This window comes from Stenotrophomonas sp. VV52 (assembly GCF_002893095.1).
GTDB lineage: Bacteria > Pseudomonadota > Gammaproteobacteria > Xanthomonadales > Xanthomonadaceae > Stenotrophomonas > Stenotrophomonas aracearum.
This window is the reverse complement of record NZ_PKQQ01000007.1, coordinates 171,083-195,168: the sequence shown is the minus strand read 5'-3', so window position 1 is coordinate 195,168 and position 24,086 is coordinate 171,083. Positions and strand designations below refer to the sequence as shown.

Genomic DNA, 24,086 nt, shown 5'->3' with positions numbered 1-24,086 from the left:
GCTTCGGCTTTCCTTCCGAACGGAATCGCCTTCATGCGAAACACACGGCAGCGCCGCCAGCAGATCCTGCAGTTGCTGGTCGACCACGGCAACGTGCAGGTCAGTGAACTGGTGGACCGTTTCGGCGTGTCGGCCGTGACCATCCGTGCCGACCTGACCCACATCGAGTCGCAGGGCCTGGCCACGCGCACCCACGGCGGTGCCACGCTGGTGCGCAAGCCGCCGCTGGAACAGGACATCCACCAGAAGGACGCGCTGAACCTGCCGCTGAAGGACAGCATCGGCGCGCATGCCGCGCGGCTGGTGCGGGCCGGCGACAACATCATCATCGACTCCGGGTCCACCACCATGACCCTGGCCCGCCACCTGCGCGAACACCAGGACGTGACGGTGATGACCAACGGGCTCAACATCGCCTGGGAACTGGCCAATGCACCGGGCGTGGAACTGCTGCTCACCGGCGGCCTGCTGCGCAAGCAATCGCTGTCGCTGCAGGGCAGCCAAGCCGAGGCCAGCCTCAACACCTACAGTTTCGACACCCTGTTCCTGGGCGTGGATGGCCTGGACCTGCAGTTCGGGCTCACCACCCACCACGAAGCCGAAGCCCGCCTCAACCACCGCATGGTGGAGCGCGCGCGCCGCGTGGTGGTGCTGACCGACGCGTCCAAGTTCGGCCACGTCAGCCTGCACCGCATCGCCCGCCTCGACCAGGTCCACACCATCATCACCGACGCCAGCATCGACCCGGACTACCTGGACGGGCTGCAGAAGCTGGGCATCGAAGTGATCATCGCCGAGTCCCCGCCGTGAACCCTGCCGCCTTCCTGCATGGCCGCGTACTGACCCCGTCCGGGTGGGTGCGTGGCGACATCCACTTCGACCAGCGCATCGTTGCGATCCGCAGCGAGCACGCCGACCCGCGTGGCGACGACGAGGTGCCGTACATCCTGCCGGGCTTCGTCGACCTGCATGTGCATGGCGGCGCCGGGGTGGACATCATGCAGGGTGGCGACACCGCCGTGACCGTGGCGCGCGCGCATGCGCGGCATGGCACCACCGCGTTGCTGGGCACCACCATGACCGCCGAGGCGGACGACATCGTGCGGGCGCTGCAGGGGTTGGCAGGTGCGATCACGCAGCGCGCGCCGGGCACCGCCCGCGTGCTGGGCGTGCATCTGGAAGGGCCCTTCATCAGCGCCGAACGGCTGGGCGCGCAGCCGCCGCTGGTGGTGGAAGCCACGCTGGACGACGTGCGCCAGCTGCACGCCATCGCACCGATCAAGGTGCTGACCATGGCGCCAGAGATCGGCCAGCACCTGGCGCTGATTCCCGCCTTGAGTGCGCTGGGCATCCGCGTGCAGCTGGGTCACAGCGCCGGCAGTTATGAAGAGGGCGTAGCGGCGCTGGACGCCGGCGCAGCGGGCTTCACCCATCTGTTCAACGGCATGACCGGCGTGGACCACTACCACCCCGGCATCGCCACCGCGGCGCTGGCGCATGCGCAGTACGCCGAACTCATCCCCGACCTGCAGCACGTCCACCCCGGCGCGATCCGCACCGCATTGCGCGCGATCCCGCGCCTGTACTGCGTGACCGACGCCACCGCCGCCACCGGCATGCCCGATGGCGAGTACGCGCTGGGCGTGCAGCGGGTGCACAAGTGCCTGGGCTGCGTGCGTCTGGAAAGCGGTTCGCTGGCCGGCAGCGCACTGACCATGGACCAGGCGCTGCGCAACCTGGTTGCGCTGGGACTGGCGCTGGATGACGCCTCAGACCGTGTTTCACGCTTCCCGGCCGACTATCTGGGGCTGGAAGACCGGGGTCGCCTGCAACCTGGCGCCTGGGCGGACCTGGTGGTGCTCGACCGCGACCTGCGCGTGCAGCAGGTCGTGGTGGAAGGCGAACGCATCACGCTCGACTAAGTCACTCCGCGCCGGCTGCGGCGCGCTCAAAACGTAGACAGGACCGCACCATGAACGACGCTTCCGCCGCCATGCCCGTGCCCGCTGTCGCCGACGCACCGCGTTGGCCGGTGCGCTATCTGCTGTTCATTGGCGGCATGGGCGGCCTGCTCTACGGCATCGACATCGGCATCATCGCTGGCGCGCTGCCTTATCTCGAGGCCACCGCTACGGCCAGCTGGCAGCTCACCACCCAGCAGCTGGGTTTCGTGGTGGCCGCGGTACTGCTGGGCAGCGTGCTCTCATCATTGTTTGCCGGCGCGGTGGCCGACCTGATCGGGCGGCGCGGGGCGATGGTGCTGGCCGGGCTGTTGTTCACCGCCAGCATTCCGGTGATGGCGCTCTCGGAGGGTTACGGACCGCTGTTGATGGGGCGGCTGTTGCAGGGCATCAGCGGCGGCCTGATCGGCGTGGTGGTGCCGCTGTACCTGGCTGAAGTGCTCAGCCCGGAGCGGCGCGGTCGCGGTGCGGCAATGTTCCAGCTGCTGCTCACCATCGGCCTCGTGTTGGCGGCGGTGATCGGCCTGTACCACGCCCACAGCGTGGACGTGGCCACGGCAGCCGTGGCGCACCTGCCCGGCGAAGAGCAGCAGCGCCTGCTGTTCGCGGTGAAGGACCATGCATGGCGCACCATCTTCTGGAGCTGCCTGCTGCCGGGGCTGGTGTTCACCGGCGGCGCGCTGCTGATCAGCGAATCGCCGCGCTGGCTGGTGCGCCGCGGTCGCATCGACAAAGCCCGCCGCGCACTGCAGCGCACCGTGGCGCCGACCGAGGTGGAAGCCACCCTGGCCCGCATGCAGGCGCCTGACGCCCCCGCCAGCGACGGCACGCCCGCAAAGCGCGACCCGCTCCTGAGCCGCCGTTACGTGTGGCCATTCATACTGGCCTGCCTGGTGCTGGCCTTCACCCAGGCCACCGGCATCAATTCGGTGCTGGCCTATGCGGTGAACATCCTGCACCAGGCCGGCCTGCCCGGAGCGGTGGCCAACTGGGCCGACGTTTCGATCAAGCTGCTCAATGCGCTGATGACCGTGGTCGCGTTGGTGCTGGTGGACCGCAAGGGCCGCAAGTTCCTGCTGATGCTGGGTACCGGCGGCATCACCGTGGCGTTGCTGTGCGCGGCGCTGCTGTTCGTGCGCAGCGAGCATGGCCGGTTGGACGTGCACGCCACGCTGCAGCAGCAGCTGGTCGGCGACTCCCTTGCGCTGCCGATGGATGCCGCGCAGTGGCGCCGCCTGGACGGCAGCGCCGAGGGGCAGCCGCTGCAGCTCACCGTCTCCTACTCTTATGGCGGCTTCAGCAACGTACGCTCGCTGCGCAGCGACAACCCGATCGACACCACGCTGCAGATCCGCCGCGAAGATGCGGTCTCGGCCGACAGCGTGATCGGCACGTTCTTCCGCCGCCTCCACCTCAATCCGTTCCCGGACCCGGCTGCCGCCGCAAGCGCGCCGCTGGTCATCGAGCGCGCGGTGATCGGCCCGGTGCCGTCGCCCACCCACGGCTGGCTGGTGGCCGGCTGCATCCTGCTGTTCGTGGCCTTCTTCGCGGTGGGCCCCGGCGTCTGCGTGTGGCTGGCGTTGTCCGAGCTGATGCCTACCCGCATCCGTTCCAACGGCATGAGCATCGCACTGCTGATCAACCAGTTCGTGTCCACCGTGATCGCCGCGATCTTCCTGCCCACGGTCGGCCACCACGGCTACGCCAGCATGTTCTTCTTCTGGGCCGGCTGCACGTTGCTGTACTTCCTGGTGGCCGCGTTCCTGCTGCCGGAGACCAAGGGCAAGACACTGGAAGAAATCGAAGCGCGGTTCCGCTGACCGCGCTGCGGAAGCCTCAGCGCAGCTTCCGCAGGCGGAATGCCACTGCGATCTGCAGGAAGCCGTAGAGCAGGCTGCCGATGCCGATCCACAGCGTGGTCACCGCCACCCCGCCCAGCGGGTTGGCGAACATCATGCCGCCCAGCACGATGGCCAGCAGGCCGCTGACGATGAGCAGCCATTCGCCTTCGATCTGCTTGCGCACCCGGATCGCGTAGACGATGCGGTACACGCCGGCCATGACCAGCCAGATCGCCAGCAGCAGTACCAGGACCTTTGCGGTCACCAGTGGATTGATCACCGCCAGTGCACCGAAGCCGACGGACGCCACCGCGTAGACCAGCGCCCAGCCGCGCGGCGCGCCGCTGTTGCCGCCGAACACCGCGAACAGGCTGATCAGGCCTTCGATCAGGGCCATGACCCCGATGGCCCAGGCCAGGCCGGCTGCCGCCGACAGGGGCCGCATCACCGCGATCAGGCCGAAGCCGATGGCCACCAGGCCGTACAGCAGCAGTACCCACCAGCTGCGGCCCACCCACGACAACAACGAGGTACCGCGCAGATCCGACGCCTGGCTCATGACGGTGTTCCTGTGAAGGAGGTCAAGCGCGATGCTAGGCCTGCATGGGCGCCGCGACAAGGTGTCAGGGCGCGCGGGCGCATACCCACAGCGTGGCCTGCTCCATCCCGGATCGCTTCAGCGCGCGCATGGCGCCGTCCAGAGTGGCGCCAGTGGTCATCACATCATCGACCAGGGTCAGCCGGGACGGCGGGGTGGCCGTTACGGCGAAGGCCCCGCGCAGGTTCTGGCGGCGGGCCTCCGCGTCCAGCGTCGACTGCGCCACCGTGGCGCGGCTGCGGCACAGCCCCGACCACAGCGGCACGCCCAGTTCACGCGCCAGGGGCCGGGCCAACTCCCGCGCCTGGTCGTAACCGCGCTCGCGCAGCCGCCGCCGGTGCAGCGGCATCGGCATCAACGGGTCCAACGCGAACTCCGGGACAGCCTGCAGCATCAACTGCGACAGCAGCCTTCCTGCCGCCAAGTCCTGATGGAACTTGAAACGCAGGACCAGACGGTCGATGGGCGGCGCGTAGATGAAGGTGGCAGCTGCGCCCATCTGCCGTGGCGGCTGACGCAGACATGCCCCACAGATGGCCGCCGGCTCCTCCGGCGGCAGGGGCAGCGCGCACAGCGGGCAGGCATGGTCGTTCCAGGGCAGGTCGGCGTAGCACGCGGCGCACAGGTCCAACCCCTCATGGCCCGGATCGGCGCAGACCAGGCAACGCAGCGGCAGGACCTGACGGCCCATCCACGAAAGCACGTTGCGGAAGCTGCTGAGCATTTCAGAAGGCGAGAGTTGAATCGGCCTCACAAGCTTCGAGCGCGAAGCCGCTCGGCGATATCAGTAAAAGCCCGCTCCGGGTGTGGCCAACCGGACCAGAAGCGAGTCAGCGATGGGGATCAATGACGGTTTCCATCAGGTCAATTTCCGTCCTTTTCGCTCCGTGAGCTCGTGCGACGTGTTTCCAGCGCTCCGCTGCGCGTCGCACTTCGAGTTCAATGTTGGCTGCGCGTTCTTCGGAGAGTTGATAGTAGCCCGCGGTGTCCAGAACATGCGCCGTGCCTGGCGTCGGGTCACCTGCATCCAGTGCGAGCACGTGTGTGTCGCTGGCCGTGTTGGGGTTGATGTCATAGGCCGGGGACAGCATCCATCCTGTCTGCTGCCGCAGAAAGCCGTGATTGCGAAGGTGGTCGTCACGGTTCCCCATGACCACATTGAAGAGAACCCGTCGAAACAGCTGTTCGAGATCGCTCTTGATCTGTCCTTCAGCGCCGTGCTCTTCAATGACGCGTGCCAGGTCGAGATAGCTGTGGTCTTCGCTGTGTTCGGCTTGGAGAAGCGTGTGGGCCGAGGCAAAGTGGATACGATCGGTTCCGACTCGATCAAAGCGCCTTACGGCGAAAGTGTGCCCGCGTGGCGACAGGGCCAGAAGTACTGCAGGCGGCATCTCTATGCCTGCTGCGACAGCAAGCTCGCGGGTGACGTATTCCCATAGGCCAACGTCATGGCCGTCGTCGCGACCGGGAAACTTGGCCAGCCACAGGGAGCCATCGGGATCACGGTAGCCTGCCTTGGGCCTGGCACCGCCGAGCGAGGCGCCAGGCGCCACCAGTTGCGTCAGCCATCGCGCCTCCTCGTCCGGAGTCATCCTGGCGCCCGACTCCACCTTCTCCGCGATGGTCTCCAGACGCCGCAAATCGGTGATGGGCGGTGTTGCAGGTTCCCCGTCGGCCATCCAGACGCCGCTGTCCGGGTCACGCAACCGTAGAGCGCCCATCCGGGTGTAGTCGTCCACGCCCATCAGATAGTCCCAGGCACGCAGACCCTTTGGCTTTTCGCCGTCACGGCGTGCGCGGGCCGCTTCTCGACGTTCCATCAGAAGGCGACCCCAGCGATCTGGCGAGCAGTCATGGAAGGCAGGGGCCAGTCCGGCTGCACCGCTGTGGGCGTACTGCCAACCCTCGACCAGCGGCAAGCTTCCGTCGAGCGCAAATGATGGCGTTCCCTGTACACCGTCCAGCCACTGGTCGGCATAGGCAAAGGCGACGATATCCCCTGCCCTGCTCGGACGTTTGCTCAGCCAACCCAATTGCACTGGCCTGCATAGCGCTGGCGCGTCGAGCCAGACTTCCCGATCGACCTGTTCGGACGTTGCCATCCCTAGCTGCCCCGCGTTGGTTTGGCTCTCGCACCTGGAGGAAGCGGGATCGGCGGCGGCCGATGGCGGTCACGCAGTGCATAACGGTCTGCTTCGGGCTCTGCAACCCTGCTGGCCGCAGGCGTTCGCATTTCGTTGACCTGATCGGTTTGAGTTCCGGCAACACGCCGGCTTGGCTTGCTCCGCTGCGGAGACGGACGTCGCAGGTTCCCGGCAGCGAGCTGTGCCCCCACCTCGTCGGCTGCTGCGATCCTGTCGATGTCCTGCTCAAGGCCCAGCGTGGACAACACGCGGAGCACTGTCGAGAGACTTGTACTGGGGTCGCCTGCCTCAAGTTTGCCAATCGTGGTGCGGTCCACGCCCACCCGTTCGGCAAGGTTGGCCTGGGTCATCCCCCGGGCCAACCGGGCAGTACGAAGGCGTTGCCCCATCGCTTCAATGCGTTTGGCATGCTGCGGTCTTGCAGGAGGAGTTCGCTTTGCCATGTCGGATATATCCATCACAGGATGGCTTGGTGATGCATTTATCTCACATTGTTCATGAAAAGTCGGATACGCATTTTGTATGTTGAATTAAATCATCACAGAATGGATTAATGATGTTTTTATCTTACATTAACGGTGACAGCGGCACTACCCATGTAAACCGTAATCGATACCGATAAGTTGACAGTCACGATGACGTTCACCAGACTGCCGCCCCTCGCTTCCGCAATCTGTCAGGACACTCCCATGGCTTCTGTCATCCGCCACGACTGGCACCCCGAGGAGCTGCTGGCGCTGTTTGAGCTGCCCCTCCCGGAGCTGCTGTACCGGGCCGCGGGCGTGCATCGGGAGGCGTTCGATCCGGCCGAGGTCCAGGTGTCCACCCTGCTCTCGGTCAAGACCGGCGGCTGCCCGGAAGACTGCGCGTACTGCCCGCAGGCGCAGCGCTATGACACCGGGGTGAGCGCGCAGAAGCTGATGGCCACCGACGAGGTGGTCGCCAAGGCCCGGCAGGCCAAGGCGGCGGGCGCGTCGCGGTTCTGCATGGGTGCGGCCTGGCGTTCGCCCAAGGACCGCGACATTCCGAAGGTGGCGGCGATGATCCGCGAGGTGAAGGCGCTGGGGCTGGAGACCTGCGCCACCCTGGGCATGCTCGATGGCCAGCAGGCAGCTGCCCTGCGCGAGGCCGGGCTGGACTACTACAACCACAACCTGGACACCGCGCCGGACTACTACGACTCGATCATCCACACCCGCCAGTACCAGGACCGGCTGGATACGCTGGAACACGTGCGCCGGGCCGGGCTGAAGACCTGCTGCGGCGGCATCGTCGGCATGGGCGAGACCCGTGCGCACCGCGCCGGACTGCTGCTGGCGCTGGCCAACCTGCCAGCCCACCCCGATTCGGTGCCGATCAACCGGCTGGTCCAGGTCGCGGGCACGCCGCTGCACGGCAGCGCCGAGCTGGATCCGTTCGAGTTCGTGCGCATGATCGCGGTGGCCCGCATCACCATGCCCAAGGCCATGGTGCGGCTCTCGGCCGGGCGCGAGACGATGAGCGACGAGCTGCAGGCGTTGTGCTTCCTGGCCGGGGCCAACTCCATCTTCTACGGGGAGAAGCTGCTGACCACCGGCAACCCGGACACCGAGCGCGACCTGGTCCTGTTCAGCCGGTTGGGACTGCGCCCGATGGCGGTGCAGGTGGATGCCACCGTGCATGCCGACATCACCTGTGGCGGCGGTTGCGGACAAGCGGCCTGAGCCCCGCCCCGGGCGGTGCAGCGCAACGCCCGGCAACCGGGTACGCTAGCTCCCCTGCCCGCCCATGAGACATGACGACCATGGCCCGTCCTGACCTGCACGACCGTATTCAGTCCCAGCGCAAGCTTCGCGATGCGCAGGGCCGGATCCGCGTGCGCCGCACCGTGACCCGCCGGGATGGCGTGCGTCTGGAACTCAATGGCCAGTGGCTCACTGGCTTCTGCAGCAACGACTACCTGGGCCTGTCCCAGCAGTTCGGCGTGGTCAGTGCGCTGCAGGACGCTGCCGCGCGCGAAGGCGCCGGCGCCACCGCCTCGCACCTGATCTGCGGCCACCATGCGCTGCACGAGGCGCTGGAGCAGGAAGTGGCCGACTGGCTCGGCTACCCGCGCGCGCTGCTGTTCGGCAGCGGCTTCGCCGCCAACCTGGCCGTGCAGCAGGCGCTGCTGACCGAAGAAGATGACGTGTGCGTGCAGGACCGGCTCAACCACGCCAGCCTGCTCGACGCCACGCGGCTGGCCGGTTGCCGCCTGCGCCGCTACCCGCACCTGGACACCGAAGGCGCGCTGCGCCAGCTCAAGCATGCGGCCGAAGGCGCGGCGATGCTGGTCACCGACGGCGTCTTCAGCATGGACGGCGATATCGCGCCGCTGCGCTCGCTGTCGCTGGTGGCGCGCATGCAGCAGGCCCTGCTGTATGTCGACGACGCGCACGGCGTGGGCGTGGTCGGCGAGCATGGCCGGGGCTGCGTAGCCGAGGCCGGGCTGGGCGTGGCCGACGTGCCGTTGCAGCTGGTCACGCTCGGCAAGGCGCTGGGGGGCAGTGGTGCAGTAGTGGTCGGCGATGACGCGCTGATCCAGCACCTGGCCGAAACCGCACGCCCCTACATCTACACCACCGCCGTGCCGCCGGCGCAGGCCGCTGCCGCACTGGCGGCGGTGAGGCTGGCCCGCCGCGACGACTGGCGCCGCGAGAAGCTGGCCGAACTGGTCGGCGTGTTCCGTGCCGGCGCACGCCAGCACGGGCTCGAACTGATGCCGTCGGACACGCCGATCCAGCCGCTGCTGTGCGGCGCCGAGTCGACCGTGATGGCGCTGTCGGCCGCGTTGGAAGCAGCCGGTTTCCTGGTCAGCGCGATCCGTCCGCCGACCGTGCCCGAGGGCAAGGCACGCCTGCGCGTGACCCTGTCCGCGCTGCACACCGTTCCGGAAGTGCGCGCATTGACCGACGCGATCGCGCACGCGCGCGACCATGTGCTGCGCCAGCAGTCACTGGATGCACTGAGCGCGTGATGCACGGGCGGTACCGGTGAGCATGCATATCGAGGTGACCGGCAGCGGGCCGGCGCTGGTGCTGATCCACGGCTGGGCCCTGCATGGCGGCGTGTTCGCACCGCTGGTGGAGCGGCTGGCCGCACAGTTCGAGCTGCATCGGGTGGACCTGCCCGGGCATGGCCACAGCCGCGACGATGCCACGCCGCTGCGCCTGCCTTTCGTGGTCAACGCGATTGCCGCCGCCACCCCGCCGGCCGTGTGGTGCGGCTGGTCGCTGGGCGGCCTGTTCGCACTGCACGCCGCGGCCACCGTGCCCAAGGTGCGCGGCTTGGCGATGATCGCGGCCACGCCGCGCTTCGTGCGTGGCGAGGACTGGCCGCACGCAGTGGAACCGTCCGTGTTCGAACAGTTCGGCCAGGATCTGGCCACCGACTACCGCGGCACGCTGGAGCGCTTCCTGGCACTGGATGCGATGGGCTCCGAGCACGCCCGCCAGGAGCTGCGCAGCCTGCGCGCCATGTTGGTGGAGCGCGGCGAGCCCACGCCGCGCGCGCTGCAGGAAGGCCTGCGCCTGCTCGAGGGCACCGACCTGCGCGGCGCCCTGCCCAGCCTGCCGGTCCCCAGCCTGTGGCTGGCCGGGCAGCGCGACCGGCTGGTGTCGGCGCGTGGCATGCAGGCCGCTGCGGCGCTGGCACCGCGTTCCAGCGTGCATGTGGTCGCCCATGGCGGCCACGCGCCGTTCCTCGGCCACACCGACGACGTGGCCGCACAGCTGCTCCACTTTGTTTCCACCCTTCCGCCTTTACGGAACTGAGCCATGGACCTTGGAATTGCCGGCCGCTGGGCCCTCGTCTGCGCCGCCAGCAAGGGATTGGGCCTGGGCTGCGCCCGCGCACTCGCCCGCGAAGGGGTGAACGTGGTGATCGCCGCACGCGGTGAACAGGCACTGGAACAAGCGGGTGCGGAACTGCGGGCGCTTCCCGGTGCCGGCAAGGTGGTCACCGTGGTCGCCGACGTCACCACCGACGCCGGCCGCGCCGCCGCACTGGCGGCCTGCCCGCAGGTGGACATCCTGGTCACCAATGCCGGCGGCCCGCCGGCCGGCGACTTCCGCCAGTTCGAACGCGCGGACTGGATCGCGGCGCTGGACGCGAACATGCTGGCGCCCATCGCGCTGATCCGCGCCACCGTGGACGGCATGATCGAGCGCGGCTTCGGCCGCGTGGTCAACATCACCTCGTCGTCGGTGAAGGCACCGATCGACATCCTGGCGCTGTCCAACGGTGCGCGCTCCGGCCTGACCGGCTTCGTAGCCGGGCTGGCCCGCCGTACCGTGGCCAACAATGTCACCCTCAACAACCTGCTGCCGGGCCAGTTCGACACCGACCGCCTGCGCGGCAACTTCGCCTACATGGCGCAGCAGCAGGGCGTCGACGCCGGGCAGATCGCCGAACGCAAGCGCACCCATATTCCCGCCGGCCGGTTCGGCAAGGCCGATGAGTTCGGCGCCGCCTGCGCGTTCCTGTGCAGTGCCCAGGCCGGCTACATCACCGGGCAGAACCTGCTGATCGACGGCGGCGCCTACCCTGGCACGTTCTGACCCGTACCTTCCTGTTTTCCGCAGTTGCTTTCCGCAGTGAGCCTTGCATGACCACCGACTTCGATCCCCAGCATGTCCGCCGCGCGTTCTCGCGTGCCGCCACCAGTTACGACGCCGCCGCTGCCCTGCAGCGCGAGGTCGAAAAGCGCCTGCTCGAGTCGCTGGATTACCTGGAAGCGCGGCAGCCGGAGGTGGTGCTGGACGTTGGCAGCGGCACCGGGCATGCGAGCGCGGCAATGAAGAAGCGCTGGCCGAAGGCGCAGGTGATCGCGCTGGACATGGCCCTGCCGATGCTGCGCGAGTCGAAGAAGCAGGCCGGTTGGTGGAAGCCGTTCTCGCGCGTGTGCGGCGACGCGCGCGCGTTGCCGCTGCTGGACCAGAGCGTTGACGTGATCTACAGCAACCTGTGCCTGCAGTGGGTGGACGACCTGCCGGCGGTGTTCGCTGGCTTCCGCCGCGCGCTCAAGCCGGGCGGGCTGCTGGTGTGTTCCACCTTCGGGCCGGAGACGCTGATCGAACTGCGCGACGCGTTCGCCAGCGCCGACGACGTCCCGCATGTGAGCCGCTTCCCGCCGATCGCGCAGTTTGGCGACGCGCTGATGATGTCCGGCTTCCGCGACCCGGTACTGGACCGCGACCTGTTCACCTTGACGTACAAGGACATGGACGCGCTGATGCGCGAGCTGCGCGCGATCGGCGCCACCAACGCGCGGCAGGACCGCCGCCACACCTTGACCGGGCGTGGCCGTTTCGCCGCCGCGCGCGCCTCCTACGAACCGCTGCGCCGCGAAGACGGCACGCTGCCGAGCAGCTGGGAAGTGATCTACGCGCATGCGTGGGCGCCCGAAGCCGGCGCGCCGATCAGGGAGCACGGACATGACGTCGCCACGGTGCCGGTGTCGGCCATTCCGATCCGTCGCAGGACGACCTGATCAGGCCCCGGTCGAGATCATGTCCCGGTGGAAGAAATAGATTTCCTGCGCCAGGAACTTCCAGCTGGTGTGGAAACTGCGGAAGCGCGTGCTCGGCGTTGAGGACGCCAATGCATCGATGCCCAGCTCATGCGCCAGGCGCAGCGCGCGCGCCATGTGCAGCGGGTCGCTGACGATGATCACCCGGTGCAGCTTGCGCTTCTCCATCAGGCGCTGCGCTTCCACCAGATTCTGCCGGGTGGTGCGCGACGCGGTTTCGATCAGGATCGCGTTTTCCGGCACGCCCTGCTTCAGCGCATAGCGGCGCGCCACCTGCGATTCGGAAAAACGCGCTCCAGTGCCGCCATAGCCGCCGGTGAAGATCAGCAGTGGCGCATAGCCCTGGTGGTACAGGTCCAAACCATGTCGGATGCGCTCTTCGAACACCGGCGAGGGCTTGGCGTCGTAGGCGGCAGCGCCCAGCACGATGATCGCGTCGGCCTTCGCCGCCTGGTCGCGCTCACCGACCCAGACGATCCACGCGGTCACGCACAGCAGCCACGCCGCCAGCAGCAGGCACAACCGCCACAGCCAGCCGGCCAGTCCGACCCGGTGGCGCCGGGTCATGCCAGCGCCCATGGCAGCGCGTCAAGGTCGACATTGCCGCCGGACAGCACAACGCCGACCCGCTGCCCGGCAAAGCGCGCCGGTTCGGCCAGGATCGCGGCCAGGGCGATGGCCGATGAAGGTTCCACCACCTGCTTGAGCACCTGCCAGAGCAGGCGCATGGCCGCCACGGTCGCCGCGTCATCCACCACGACCACGTCGGCCGCGCCGTGCAGCAGCGCGAAGTTGGGCGCACCCAGGGTGCCGCGCAGGCCGTCGCAGATCGTGTCGGGGGTGAAGTCCAGGCGCAGCGCGCCTGCGGCCAGCGAACGTGCGGTATCGGCCGCGCCGGCCGGTTCGGCCAGCACCAGCCGGGCGTTGGGCGCCGCGGCCTGCAGTGCCAACCGGGTGCCGGCCGCCAGCCCGCCACCGCCCACCGGCACCACCAGGGTGTCGAAGGGTCCGTGGCTGCCGATCAGCTCCAACGCGGCGGTGCCCTGCCCGGCGATCACCCGCGCGTCGGCATAGGGATGCACCAGCGTCGCACCCGTGTCGGCCTCAACCTGGGCGCACATCGCCTCACGTGCGGCGATGCTGGGCGCGCAGCGCCACAGGGTCGCTCCGTGGCGTTCGATATTGGCCAGCTTGGCCGCGACCGCGCCGTCGGGCACCACCACGTGGCAGGCAATGCCCCGGGTGCGCGCGGCCAACGCCAGCGCGGCACCGTGGTTGCCCGAGGAATGCGTGACCACGCCGCGCGCGGCGACCGTCTCGGGCAGGGCCCAGACCGCATTGCAGGCGCCGCGGAACTTGAACGCGCCACCGCGCTGCAGATGTTCGGCCTTGAATGCCAGCCGTGCGCCGCTCATCGCGTCCAGCGCGCGCGACTGCAGTACCGGGGTGACGCTGGCATGCGGTGCGATCCGCGCGGCGGCGGCCAACAGGTCATCGACGCAGGGCAGGGATGAATCGGTCATGACACAAGATTAACGGATGAAACGGCAACGGTTCATCCGCACCGGCCCGAGTTAAGGGCCGATTCAATGCCCCGGCCCGAAGCTGGACACCTACCCTAGGGGGGACTCGAATGATGAAGATGCGCCTGATGTTCGCCGGCGGCCTGTTGTTGGCCCTGTCCGGCTGCGCGACCTACGACTACGTGGGCGGCGGCGGTGGTGGCAGCGGCTACTACCACGGCGCGCCGTCGGTGGAGTACCGCTACCCGGCCGGCTATCCGTATGGCTACGGCAGCGGCTACTACGGTGGCGGTGGCTACTACGGCTATGGCGGCTACGGTGGCTATTACAACTACCCGATCTACCGTCCGTATCCGAACTACCGCCCGCCGCACAACCATCGCCCGCCGCCGCGTCCCGGCAACGGCAATGGCGGCCAGGTGCGTCCGCCGGACCGTCCGCGCCCGCCGTACAACGGCGGCTCGCCGTGGCGGAACATGGACTCGGTGGGCCGCCCGCAGCGTCCGGATCGTCCGCCGCAGCAGGTCCAGCAGCAGCGTCCGCCCAGTATGCCGCAGTCGCGGCCGACCCCGCCGCCGCAACAGCGGAACAACGGCTCGCCGTGGCGGAACATGAATAAGTTGCACCAGCGCACACTTGAGAAGTGAGACCGCTTGATTTTCACCAGGTACTCAGTCCACTCTAGACGGGCAGTGACGGCCTCGGTCGAAAAGTGACAAAAACGACGAGGGGCGTCACATTGAGCTCTACGTCGATATCCGACAGGAACATCTGGATCCCCCCTGTTCCGGCCCTGTCGGATGTCGGCACCTACAAAGCAGAAGGCCCCGCCAATGGCGGGGCCTTCTGCTTTACGGGCGTAAGCGGGACAAAAAAACAGGGCCGACAGTCCCCCGACTGCCGGCCCCTCTGCTTCCCCGGGATGCGCATGGATCAGCCCCTGTTCCAATTCCGATCCGTAGCGCCTGACGGCGCCTGCCATCCTGGGTGCTATTGGGTTATCTGCAGATAACGTGCCAACTTGAGGGCTGATTGCGGATTTTTTTGCATGCCCCCATTCAGGGAACCGCCCCGAACGGCGCTAAAATTGTCGCCCGCGCCCTGCCCCAGGGCTGATCCGGGCCGTTCCGGCCCCGCTCCGAGCACCCCATGACCGATTCTTTCTACGGCTACGACGTCATCGTGATCGGCGGCGGCCATGCCGGCACCGAAGCCGCGCTGGCGGCTGCCCGCAGTGGCGTACGCACCCTGCTGCTGACCCACAACGTGGAAACCATCGGCGCGATGAGCTGCAACCCGGCCATCGGCGGGATCGGCAAGGGCCATCTGGTCAAGGAGATCGACGCCCTCGGCGGCGCCATGGCGCATGCCGCGGATCGTGCCGGTATCCAGTGGCGCACGCTCAATGCGTCCAAGGGCCCGGCCGTGCGCGCCACCCGCTGCCAGGCCGACCGCAACCTGTACCGCATGGCCGTCCGCGGCATGGTCGAGGCCCAGCCGAACCTCACCGTGTTCCAGGCCGCGGTGGACGACCTGGTCATTGAAGGCGATGCGGTGCGCGGTGTGATCACCCAGACCGGGCTGCAGTTCAATGCACCGGCAGTGGTCCTGACCGCCGGCACCTTCCTGGCCGGCAAGATCCATGTCGGCCAGACCCAGTACGCCGCCGGCCGCATGGGCGACCCGCCGGCCACCACGTTGGCTGCACGCCTGCGCGAGCGCCCGTTCGCGATCGACCGGCTCAAGACCGGCACGCCCCCGCGCATCGATGGCCGCTCGCTGGACTACAGCGTGATGGACGAGCAGCCCGGCGACGATCCGCGCCCGGTGATGTCGTTCCTGGGCAGCGTGGACGAGCACCCGCAGCAGGTGAGCTGCTGGATCACCCACACCAGCGAGCACACCCACGAGATCATTCGCAGCGCGCTGCACCGCTCGCCGCTGTACAGCGGGCAGATCGAAGGCATCGGCCCGCGCTACTGCCCGTCGATCGAAGACAAGGTGGTGCGCTTTGCCGAAAAGGCCAGCCACCAGATCTTCGTCGAGCCCGAAGGGCTGGACGTGGTGGAGATCTACCCCAACGGCATTTCCACCTCGCTGCCGTTTGATGTGCAGCTGGCACTGGTGCGCAGCATCCGCGGTTTCGAGAACGCGCACATCACCCGCCCGGGTTACGCCATCGAATACGACTTCTTCGATCCGCGCGGACTGAACAACACGCTGGAGACCAAGGCGGTGTCGGGGCTGTTCTTCGCCGGCCAGATCAACGGCACCACCGGCTATGAAGAAGCCGCCGCGCAGGGCCTGCTGGCCGGCTTGAACGCCGCGCGCCACGTGCGCGACGAAGCGGGCTGGTGCCCGCGCCGCGACGAGGCCTACCTGGGCGTGCTGGTGGATGACCTGATCACCCACGGCACCACCGAGCCGTATCGTATGTTCACCAGCCGCGCCGAGTACCGGCTGCAGCTGCGCGAAGACAACGCCGACGTGCGCCTGACCGGGATCGGTCGTGAGCTGGGCGTGGTCGACGACCGACGTTGGGCTGCGTTCCAGGCCAAGCAGGAGGCGGTGGCGCAGGAGTCGGCGCGCCTGCGTGCGCTGTGGGCGACCCCGGCCAATGCGCTGGGTCGTGAAGTGGAGGCCACGCTGGGCGTGGCGGTGAGCCGCGAAACCAACGTGCTGGACCTGATCAAGCGCCCCGAACTGGACTACGCCAAGCTGATGCAGGTGCCCTCGCTGGGCCCGGGCGTGGACGATGCGAAGGTGGCCGAGCAGGTGGAGATCGGCGTGAAGTACGCCGGTTACCTGGACCGCCAGCGCGAGGAGATCGAGCGCCAGCAGCGGCATGAGAACACCGCCATCGACGCCGGCTTCGATTACGCGGGCGTGCGCGGGCTCTCGGCGGAGGTGCAGCAGAAGCTGGAGCGGGTGCGGCCGCAGACCATTGGGCAGGCACAGCGGATTCCGGGCATGACCCCGGCGGCGATTTCGCTGCTGCTGGTGCATCTGGAGCGCGCGCGGCGTAGTCGCGTCGCCTGATTGATTGCTTCAGCCACGCAGGGCGTGGCTCTACCGGAATTTTTCCCATGGTTTCTCTTCGTCCTTTTCTTGACACCTTCCCCGTCGTCGGCGAACGCGCCTATATCGACCCGGCCTGCACCATCATCGGTGACGTGGTGCTGGGCGACGACGTGTCGGTGTGGCCCGGCACGGTGATCCGTGGCGACGTCAACCATGTGCGGATCGGTGCGCGGAGCAACATCCAGGACGGCACCATCATCCATGTCAGCCACCACAGCCCGTACAACAAGGGCGGCTACCCGACCCTGATCGGCGAAGGCGTCACCGTGGGCCATGGCACCATCATCCATGCCTGCACCATCGGCGAGTACAGCCTGATCGGCATGGGCGCCTGCATCCTGGACGGGGCCACGGTCAGCCGACACAGCTTCGTCGGGGCGGGCGCGGTGATCGGGCCGGGCAAGGTGGTTGGCGAAGGCGAATTGTGGGTGGGCAACCCGGCGCGCCCGGTGCGCACGCTCAGCCCCCATGAGATCGAGTCGCTGCACTACTCGGCCGACCACTACGTGCGCTTGAAGGACAAGTATTTGGGAATGTGAGCGGCGCGCGGTACAGTCGACACCCGACCCAGGAAGCCGTCGAGAACCGCATGCCGTTGGCAGCCGTCCGGAGTGACGTGTGCGCATGAGCGCGCCCATGCTGGATACCTACCGTGAAGTGATCACGCCCGAAGGCGTGCCCCTGCACCTGCCCGCCGCCGGACCGGTGCCGCGCGCGCTGGCCTGGGCGATCGACTTCGTGATCCGTGTCGGCGCGCTGATGCTGCTCAGCATTCCGCTCACCGTGCTGGGCGAGTTCGGCCGAGGCCTGTACCTGGGCCTGATGTTCCTGCTGATGTGGGCCTACACCATCGTGCAGGAAGCCCTGTGGGGCCGCACCGTGGGCAAGCGCGTACTGGGACTGCGCGTGGTCGCGCAGGACGGCGCGCCGATCGGCTGGATGGCGGCCATCACCCGCAACCTGCTGCGCACCGTGGACATGCTGCCGTTCGCCTACGCGCTGGGCCTGCTCTCGAGCCTGTTCGACCGCAACGGTCGCCGCCTCGGCGACCTGGTGGCCGGCACCGTGGTGGTGCACGACAGCGCCCGGCCGCTCCCGGGCAGCGTGGCCATCGACACCGTGCTGGCCCCGCCGCAGCCGCTGCAGCCGGCCGAACAGGCCGCCATCATCGCCTTTGCCGAACGCGCGCCGCGCCTGTCCGGCCCGCGCCAGCAGGAACTGGCCGCAGTGGCCGCACCGATCAGCGGCGGCCAGGGCCAGGTCGGCGTACTGCGCCTGTATGCCATGGCCAACTGGCTGCTGGGGCGCCGATGAGGCAGGAACAGTTCGTGGCCCGGTACCAGGCCGAGTGGCAGGCGCTGGAGCGCTGGTTCGCGCTGCGCGGCGGCCGTACGCGGCACGCGCGCAACACCCTGGACCCGACCACGCTCAACGACGAAGATTTTCCGCAACGCTACCGGCGCCTGTGCCAGCAGTTGGCGCTGGCCCGCCGGCGCGGCTACAGCCCGCAGCTGGTGGCGCGACTGCAGCTGCTGATGCAGCAGGGCCACGGCGTGCTCTACCGCACGCCGCCCCCGCGCTGGCGGCGTGCGCTGGAATTCCTGCTGGCCGATTTCCCGCAGCTGGTGCGCAGCCAGGCGCGCAGCATGTGGGTGGCCACCGCGCTGTTCGTGGTGCCGCTGGTGGGCAGCTTCGCGCTGCTGCAGTGGCACCCGGAACTGGTCCACCTGCTGATGGACAACGCGCAGATCGCCTCGATGGAACGCATGTACGACCCGTCCTCGCCGCACCTGGGGCGGGACAGCGGTACCGACTGGATGATGTTCGGCTACTACATCATGAACAACATCAGCATCGGCCTGCGCACCTTCGCCAGCGGCCTGCTGGCAGGACTGGGCACGGTGCTGGTGCTGCTGTTCAACGGGCTCACCATCGGCGCCGCTGCCGGCCACCTGCAGCACATCGGCCACGGCGACCCGTTCTGGCGCTTCGTGGTCGGCCACGGTGCATTCGAGCTGACCGCCATCGTGATCGCCGGCGGTGCCGGCCTGCAGCTGGGCATGAAGCTGCTGGCGCCCGGACGGCGCCGACGCATCGACGCGCTGGTCGACGGTGGCCGCATCGGCGCACGCCTGTGCCTGGGGGTGGCGGCGATGCTGTTGGTGGCCGCCTTCATCGAAGCGTTCTGGTCGTCCATTGCCGAAGTCCCCGCGTGGGGCAAGTACAGCGTGGCCGCCGTGTTGTGGATGGGGGTGCTGGTGTGGCTGTGGCGCGGTGGACGCGGAGCCGGCGATGCGGATTGACCAGCTCAACGTCACCCTGCGCGCGCGCTCGGAGTGGGAAGCGATGGAACTGGGCACCGCACTGGTGCGCCGCCATGCGCGCGCGATCTGGCTGCCGCTGGTGTGCGTGTCGCTGCCGCTGTTCGCGCTGGTCAACGCCGCGGCCTGGTGGGCCGATGCGTTCGGTTGGGCCTGGTTGCTGATGTGGTGGCTCAAGCCGATCTCCGACCGGATCGCACTGTATGTGATGTCGCGCGGCGTGTTCGGCGAGGAGCCGCGCCCGCTGCAGACCCTGCGCGCGCAGCGCCACTGGGGCTGGCGCGGCTTCTGGGGCTACCTGGGCTGGCGCCGTTTCAGTCCGTTCCGCTCCCTGCTGCTGCCGGTGAACCTGCTGGAAGGCAGCGATGCCGCGCAGCGCAGCGTGCGGCGCCGCGCGGTGCTGGGCGGCACGTTCGGACACGCGGTGCTGCTCACGTCCATGTGCATGGTGTTCGAGCTGGTCGTCGTCAGCGGCTGCATCGCGGCGATCTTCCTGTTCGTGCCGCTGGAGCTGCTCTCCGATTCCTGGCGCGCGGCCTGGGAGATGGTGCGCCAGGACATGCCGGCCTGGGCGAAGCTGGGGGTGAATTTCCTGTTCTGGCTGGCGGCCACCTTGATCGGGCCGTTCTACGCCGGGGCCGGCTTCGCGCTGTACCTCAACCGTCGTACCGAAATGGAAGCCTGGGACGTGGAGATCGCCTTCCGAGGCCTGCGCGAACGCCTGCAGCAGGCGGCGCCATTGCTGGTGTTGGCGCTGGTGCTGTGCTGGCCGATGGGCGCACTGCATGCGCAGGCATCCGACGAGGCACCCAGCTGCGGGACGCCGGACGGTTTCCATGAAGATGCCGACGCGGACGCGGACGATGAAGGCATCCCCGAAGACGTCCCGGCTGACGATCCTTCCAACACCCCGGCGGTCATCTTCGGGGGCACGCCCGATACCGCCGGCTTCCGCCAGGCCGTGCAGCGTGCCTATGAAGATCCGCTGGTAACGCCCACCCGCGAGGTCAGCCGCTGGGAACGTACGCAGAGCGATGCGGAGAAGGAGAAAGAGAAGCGGGACAAGAACCGGGACAAGGACGCCAATCCGTTCGCCAAGGGCCCGCGCCTGCCGGCGCAGATCGCCGAATGGCTCCTGTGGGGGCTGGTCGGCGCGCTGGTGCTGTTCCTGCTGGTCACGTCCCCCTGGTGGGTGCGCTGGTTGCGCGGCACCGGCACACGCCGACGCCGAACGGAAGGCGCGGTGGTGGAAGAAGCGGTGGAACTGCCCGAGGTGATTCCGCCGGATCCGGCCGCGCGCGCGCGCGACCTGTGGCAGCAGGGCCGCCCACGCCAGGCGCTGGCCCTGCTGTACCGCGCCAGCGTGGAGTCGATGAGCGAACGCGCCGGGGTGGTGCTGCCACCGGGCGCGACCGAATCGCAGTGCCTGCGTGCGTCGCGACGCATGCCCGACGAAACCGACCGCACGCTGTTCGCACGCGTGGTGCGGGTCTGGCAGTACGCGGCCTACGCCGGGCGCCTGCCCGAGCCGGATGATTTCGAGAACCTGGCCAGCACCCTGCAGTCGCAGTTCCGGTGGCGCGCATGAGCGCCCGCCTGCGCTGGCTGCTGGTGCTGGGCGTGCTGCTGGCGATCGGCGTGCCGCTGTCGATCGTGTTCCTGCGCACGCACGAAAAAGTGACCCACACCGAACACCTGCCGCCGCAGGGCGAGGCCAGTTACAACCCGTTGTACGTGCTGGGTCAGGCGCTGCGCGCCGACGGACTCACCACGCATAGCAGTCCGCGCATCGACCTGCCGCGCATGCAGCTCGCGCCGGCCGACACGGTGCTGTTGCTGCAGGACAGTGTCGACGTGCCCGCGCCCACCACGCAGGCCCTGCTGGCCTGGGTCGAGCGCGGTGGCCATCTGCTGCTGCGCACCTCCGTGCCCTACCGGGACGAGGACGCCGCGCAGGGCCCGCTGCTGGATGCACTGGGCGTGGACACCGAGTACTACGAGGGCGTGTGCAAGCCGTTCCATGTGGCCGACGACCCGGGGCACTCCGAGTTCTGCGCAGGGCTGCGTTTCGGCATCGACCCGCCGCAGGGCATCCGCGTGGAACGCGAGTGGGGCGACGACGACGGCCTGGTGTTCGTCCGGCTGCGCAAAGGGGCCGGCACCATCGATGTGCTGTCGGACATGGAGTTCCTGAAGGGCACGCCGCGCAGCTTCACCGCGGACGACCCCAAAGGCAGCCTGGCCGACGGCCTGCACGACACGGCCCACCGCGACCTGACCCGCTACCTGCTTGAGCCCAACTACGGCAAGGGCACGGTGTGGCTGATCTACGGCTCGCGTCCGCCGACCCTGTGGTCGCGCATCTTCTACCAGGGCTGGCCGGTGTGGGTGCCGCTGCTGCTGGCGCTGCTCGGCTGGCTGTGGCAACGCGCGCAGCGGCTGGGCAGCGAACTGCCGGCGCCGGCCACCGAACGCCGCTCGCTGCTCGAACACGTGCGTGGCAGCGGTGAACACCTGCTGCGCTATGGCAAGGCGCCGCTGCTGTACGACGCCGTGCGCCGCGCGTTCCTCGCGCGCCTGCGTCGGCGCGCGCCGACCGCCGCCGCGTTGAGCGGCGACGCGCAGGTGCACGCCATCGCCACCCTGCTGCAGTGGCCATACACCCGCGTCCAGACCGCCCTGCAGGTACCGGCATCGAAGGATGTCGCGGCCCTGCGTGACCGCATCCGCCTGCTGATCCAGATGAGAAACCTGCTATGACCGAGCCGACCGTTCCGCCGCCGCTGTCCCCTCCCGCGCTGACCGGCCAGAGCCTGGTCGAGCGTGTCGATGCCGTGCGCGAGGCCGTCGGCCGCGCCTTCATCGGCCAGGCCGAGGTGCTCGACCAGATCCTGATCGCGCTGCTGGCCGGTGGCCACGTGCTGATCGAAGGCGTACCCGGGCTGGGCAAGACCCTGCTGGTGCGTGCATTGGCGCAGGCGCTGGAGCTGGACTATGGCCGCGTGCAGTTCACCCCCGACCTGATGCCCAGCGACGTCAGCGGGCATGCGGTGTACGACCCGAAGTCGGAAAGCTTCAAGATCCGGCGCGGCCCGGTGTTCACCAACCTGCTGCTGGCCGACGAGATCAACCGCGCCCCGGCCAAGACCCAGTCGGCGTTGCTGGAAGTGATGCAGGAAGGCCAGGTCACCATCGAAGGCAAGGCCTTCGTGCTGAGCCCGCCGTTCCTGGCACTGGCCACGCAGAACCCGGTGGAGCAGGAAGGCACCTACCCACTGCCCGAAGCGCAGCTGGACCGCTTCCTGCTCAAGGTGATCATCGACTACCCGGCGCTGGAGGACGAGAAGCGCATGGTGGACGCGATCACCACCGGGCGCAGCGCGTCCGACTTCGACCTGTCGCAGGTGCCGCGCGTGCTCAACGCCGCCGAGGTGATCGCGCTGCAGCAGGCCACCGCGGCGATCACGGTGGATCCGGAGGTGGTGGACTATGCGGTGCGCATCGTCGCCGCCACCCGCCACTTCCCCGGCATCGCACTGGGCGCCGGTCCGCGTGGCAGCATTGCGCTGGTGCGTGCGGCGCGCGCCCAGGCGGTCCTGTCCGGGCGCGACTTCGTCACCCCCGATGACGTGCGCGAAGTGGCCCGCCCGGCGCTACGCCATCGCATTGCGCTGGCCCCGGAGCTGCAGATCGAGGGCCAGTCGGCCGACGATGCACTGACCGCGTTGCTGGCCAAGGTGGAAGCGCCGCGCAAATGAGGCCAGGCCCGCTGCTGCTGGCGTTGCTGGTGGGCTGGGGACTGCTCGGCCTGCCGGTGGCGTTCGGGTTGCTGCCCCTGTGGGCGTGGCAGGCCACCGCCGCTGCGATCGCGGTGTTGGCGCTGATCGACCTGTTGCGGTTGCGCGGGCAGCCTTCGCCAACCGTGCAGCGCGAGCTGCCCGAGGCGCTGGCGCTGAACGTGGAACGGCGCACCACGCTGCGGTTTGAATCCAGCCGCCGTCAGCGCGTGGACGTGTTCGACCTGGTGCCGGGTGCGTGGACGCTGCAGGGCCTGCCGCGTGCGCTCACGCTCAAGCCGCTGGTGGCCAGCAGCGTGGAGTACACGCTCACGCCGACCGCGCGTGGTCGCTTCGCCTTCGAAGGCGTGCACCTGCGCGTGCATGCACCGTGGCGGCTGTGGCGCCAGCGGCGCGTGTTGCCGCCGGCGCTGACCGTGCGTGTGTACCCCAACTTCGCGCCGCTGACCCGCTTCGCATTGTTCAGCGCCGAACAGGCCTCGCGGCTGGTCGGCGCGCACCTCAAGCGGCGGCGCGGTGAAGGCACCGACTTCCACCAGATGCGCGAATACCGCATCGGCGACAGCCTGCGCCAGATCGACTGGAAGGCGACCTCACGCGCGCGCAAGCTGATCTCGCGCGAGTACCAGGACGAGAAGAACCAGCAGCTGGTGCTGATGATCGACACCGGCCGACGGATGATGGCCAGCGAAGGTGGCATTTCGCATTTCGACCACGTGCTCAACGCGTCGCTGGTGGTGTCCTACCTGGCGCTGCGCCAGGGCGACGGGGTGGGCCTGTTTGCGGCCGGCGGCGAAAGCCGCTGGGTGGCACCGCAGCGCGGGATGGGCGCGATCGACGCGCTGCTGCGCGCCAGCTACGACCTGCAGGCGCAGCCGGTGGCCACCGACTACCTGGCGGCGGCTACCGAACTCAGCCTGCGCCAGCGCCGACGTTCATTGGTGATGCTGGTCACCAACGTGCGCGACGAAGACATCGAAGACCTGCTGGTGGCGGTACGCCTGCTGCAGCGCCAGCACCTGGTGTGCGTGGCCAGCCTGCGCGAGCGCGAGCTGGACGCGGCGCTGGAGCAGGAGGTGGAAACGCTGCAGGACGCGGTGCAGGCGGGTGCGATCGCGCGTTACCTGCAGCAGCGCAATGACGCGCATGAGGCGCTGCGCAGTCACCGGGTGATGGTGCTGGATGTGACGGCGGATGCGTTGCCGGGAGCGCTTGTGGAGCGGTATCTGGCGGTGAAGCGCGACGGGTTGCTGTGAGACCTGCCGGGCAGAG

23 protein-coding genes are annotated in these 24,086 nt (G+C 68.6%); 17 read left to right on the top strand and 6 right to left on the bottom strand.

All coding sequences use genetic code 11. The features are described 5' to 3' along the window. Positions 1 to 33: 33 nt before the first annotated feature. From C2U58_RS13255 to C2U58_RS13245, 3 genes are read left to right on the top strand one after another with little or no spacing between them, the layout of a single operon-like run. Positions 34 to 810 (top strand): DeoR family transcriptional regulator, encoded by a 777-nt coding sequence (locus tag C2U58_RS13255; RefSeq protein WP_102946284.1) that lies wholly within the window; start codon positions 34 to 36, stop codon positions 808 to 810. Further along, positions 807 to 1,922, top strand: a complete 1,116-nt coding sequence (gene nagA, locus C2U58_RS13250; RefSeq protein ID WP_102946283.1) for an N-acetylglucosamine-6-phosphate deacetylase — start codon at positions 807 to 809, stop codon at positions 1,920 to 1,922. The genes C2U58_RS13255 and nagA overlap by 4 nt, the downstream gene beginning before the upstream one ends. Positions 1,923 to 1,972: 50 nt before the next feature. Then, positions 1,973 to 3,781, top strand: coding sequence for an MFS transporter (locus tag C2U58_RS13245; protein ID WP_102946282.1), 1,809 nt, complete (start codon positions 1,973 to 1,975; stop codon positions 3,779 to 3,781). 16 nt (positions 3,782 to 3,797) lie between these two features. Here the strand turns inward: C2U58_RS13245 and C2U58_RS13240 are convergent, their stop codons facing one another. The 4 genes from C2U58_RS13240 to C2U58_RS13225 form a co-directional block, all read right to left on the bottom strand. Further along, positions 3,798 to 4,361 carry a DUF308 domain-containing protein gene (locus tag C2U58_RS13240; RefSeq protein ID WP_070208226.1) on the bottom strand — a complete coding sequence of 188 codons (564 nt, stop codon included), beginning with the start codon at positions 4,359 to 4,361 and terminating at the stop codon, positions 3,798 to 3,800. A gap of 64 nt (positions 4,362 to 4,425) precedes the next feature. Next, complete coding sequence (locus tag C2U58_RS13235; RefSeq protein WP_102946281.1) at positions 4,426 to 5,124, bottom strand: ComF family protein; 699 nt, start codon at positions 5,122 to 5,124, stop codon at positions 4,426 to 4,428. Between the two features lie 106 nt (positions 5,125 to 5,230). Continuing rightward, a complete protein-coding gene (locus C2U58_RS13230) occupies positions 5,231 to 6,502 on the bottom strand; it encodes a HipA domain-containing protein (RefSeq protein WP_102946280.1) in 1,272 nt (423 codons plus the stop codon). A gap of 2 nt (positions 6,503 to 6,504) precedes the next feature. Then, complete coding sequence (locus C2U58_RS13225; RefSeq protein WP_301182356.1) at positions 6,505 to 6,933, bottom strand: helix-turn-helix domain-containing protein; 429 nt, start codon at positions 6,931 to 6,933, stop codon at positions 6,505 to 6,507. Positions 6,934 to 7,233: 300 nt separating this feature from the next. Between C2U58_RS13225 and bioB the strand changes: the two genes are divergently transcribed. From bioB to bioC, 5 genes are all read left to right on the top strand, one after another. Beyond that, complete coding sequence (gene bioB, locus C2U58_RS13220; protein ID WP_102946279.1) at positions 7,234 to 8,247, top strand: biotin synthase BioB; 1,014 nt, start codon at positions 7,234 to 7,236, stop codon at positions 8,245 to 8,247. A gap of 80 nt (positions 8,248 to 8,327) precedes the next feature. Then, positions 8,328 to 9,539 carry an 8-amino-7-oxononanoate synthase gene (gene bioF, locus C2U58_RS13215; RefSeq protein WP_102946318.1) on the top strand — a complete coding sequence of 404 codons (1,212 nt, stop codon included), beginning with the start codon at positions 8,328 to 8,330 and terminating at the stop codon, positions 9,537 to 9,539. Between the two features lie 22 nt (positions 9,540 to 9,561). After that, positions 9,562 to 10,335 carry a pimeloyl-ACP methyl ester esterase BioH gene (gene bioH / locus C2U58_RS13210; RefSeq protein WP_102946278.1) on the top strand — a complete coding sequence of 258 codons (774 nt, stop codon included), beginning with the start codon at positions 9,562 to 9,564 and terminating at the stop codon, positions 10,333 to 10,335. Positions 10,336 to 10,338: 3 nt separating this feature from the next. Further along, positions 10,339 to 11,121, top strand: coding sequence for an SDR family oxidoreductase (locus C2U58_RS13205; RefSeq protein WP_102946277.1), 783 nt, complete (start codon positions 10,339 to 10,341; stop codon positions 11,119 to 11,121). Between the two features lie 47 nt (positions 11,122 to 11,168). Beyond that, positions 11,169 to 12,053 (top strand): malonyl-ACP O-methyltransferase BioC, encoded by an 885-nt coding sequence (gene bioC, locus C2U58_RS13200; protein WP_102946276.1) that lies wholly within the window; start codon positions 11,169 to 11,171, stop codon positions 12,051 to 12,053. Here the strand turns inward: bioC and C2U58_RS13195 are convergent, their stop codons facing one another. Beyond that, on the bottom strand, positions 12,054 to 12,671 hold the full coding sequence (locus tag C2U58_RS13195) for a YdcF family protein (RefSeq protein ID WP_070208220.1): 618 nt from the start codon (positions 12,669 to 12,671) through the stop codon (positions 12,054 to 12,056). Continuing rightward, entirely contained in the window at positions 12,656 to 13,615 is a 960-nt protein-coding gene (locus tag C2U58_RS13190; RefSeq protein ID WP_102946275.1) for a pyridoxal-phosphate dependent enzyme, read from the bottom strand. The genes C2U58_RS13195 and C2U58_RS13190 overlap by 16 nt, the downstream gene beginning before the upstream one ends. A gap of 113 nt (positions 13,616 to 13,728) precedes the next feature. Between C2U58_RS13190 and C2U58_RS13185 the strand changes: the two genes are divergently transcribed. From C2U58_RS13185 to C2U58_RS13145, 9 genes are all read left to right on the top strand, one after another. After that, entirely contained in the window at positions 13,729 to 14,262 is a 534-nt protein-coding gene (locus tag C2U58_RS13185; protein ID WP_102946316.1) for a hypothetical protein, read from the top strand. 502 nt (positions 14,263 to 14,764) lie between these two features. Continuing rightward, entirely contained in the window at positions 14,765 to 16,654 is a 1,890-nt protein-coding gene (gene mnmG, locus C2U58_RS13180) for a tRNA uridine-5-carboxymethylaminomethyl(34) synthesis enzyme MnmG (protein ID WP_102946274.1), read from the top strand. 47 nt (positions 16,655 to 16,701) lie between these two features. Continuing rightward, positions 16,702 to 17,235 carry a gamma carbonic anhydrase family protein gene (locus C2U58_RS13175; protein WP_102946273.1) on the top strand — a complete coding sequence of 178 codons (534 nt, stop codon included), beginning with the start codon at positions 16,702 to 16,704 and terminating at the stop codon, positions 17,233 to 17,235. Positions 17,236 to 17,320: 85 nt separating this feature from the next. Next, positions 17,321 to 18,010, top strand: a complete 690-nt coding sequence (locus tag C2U58_RS13170; protein ID WP_102946272.1) for an RDD family protein — start codon at positions 17,321 to 17,323, stop codon at positions 18,008 to 18,010. Then, positions 18,007 to 18,999: a stage II sporulation protein M gene (locus C2U58_RS13165; RefSeq protein WP_102946271.1), complete on the top strand. Its 993-nt coding sequence runs from the start codon at positions 18,007 to 18,009 to the stop codon at positions 18,997 to 18,999. The genes C2U58_RS13170 and C2U58_RS13165 overlap by 4 nt, the downstream gene beginning before the upstream one ends. Beyond that, positions 18,989 to 20,605: a DUF4129 domain-containing protein gene (locus C2U58_RS13160; RefSeq protein ID WP_102946314.1), complete on the top strand. Its 1,617-nt coding sequence runs from the start codon at positions 18,989 to 18,991 to the stop codon at positions 20,603 to 20,605. Before C2U58_RS13165 ends, C2U58_RS13160 begins: the two co-directional genes overlap by 11 nt. Continuing rightward, on the top strand, positions 20,602 to 21,777 hold the full coding sequence (locus tag C2U58_RS13155; RefSeq protein WP_102946315.1) for a DUF4350 domain-containing protein: 1,176 nt from the start codon (positions 20,602 to 20,604) through the stop codon (positions 21,775 to 21,777). Before C2U58_RS13160 ends, C2U58_RS13155 begins: the two co-directional genes overlap by 4 nt. Then, positions 21,774 to 22,775 (top strand): MoxR family ATPase, encoded by a 1,002-nt coding sequence (locus C2U58_RS13150; RefSeq protein ID WP_070208213.1) that lies wholly within the window; start codon positions 21,774 to 21,776, stop codon positions 22,773 to 22,775. Before C2U58_RS13155 ends, C2U58_RS13150 begins: the two co-directional genes overlap by 4 nt. Beyond that, positions 22,772 to 24,070 (top strand): DUF58 domain-containing protein, encoded by a 1,299-nt coding sequence (locus tag C2U58_RS13145; RefSeq protein ID WP_102946270.1) that lies wholly within the window; start codon positions 22,772 to 22,774, stop codon positions 24,068 to 24,070. The genes C2U58_RS13150 and C2U58_RS13145 overlap by 4 nt, the downstream gene beginning before the upstream one ends. Positions 24,071 to 24,086 lie beyond the last annotated feature (16 nt).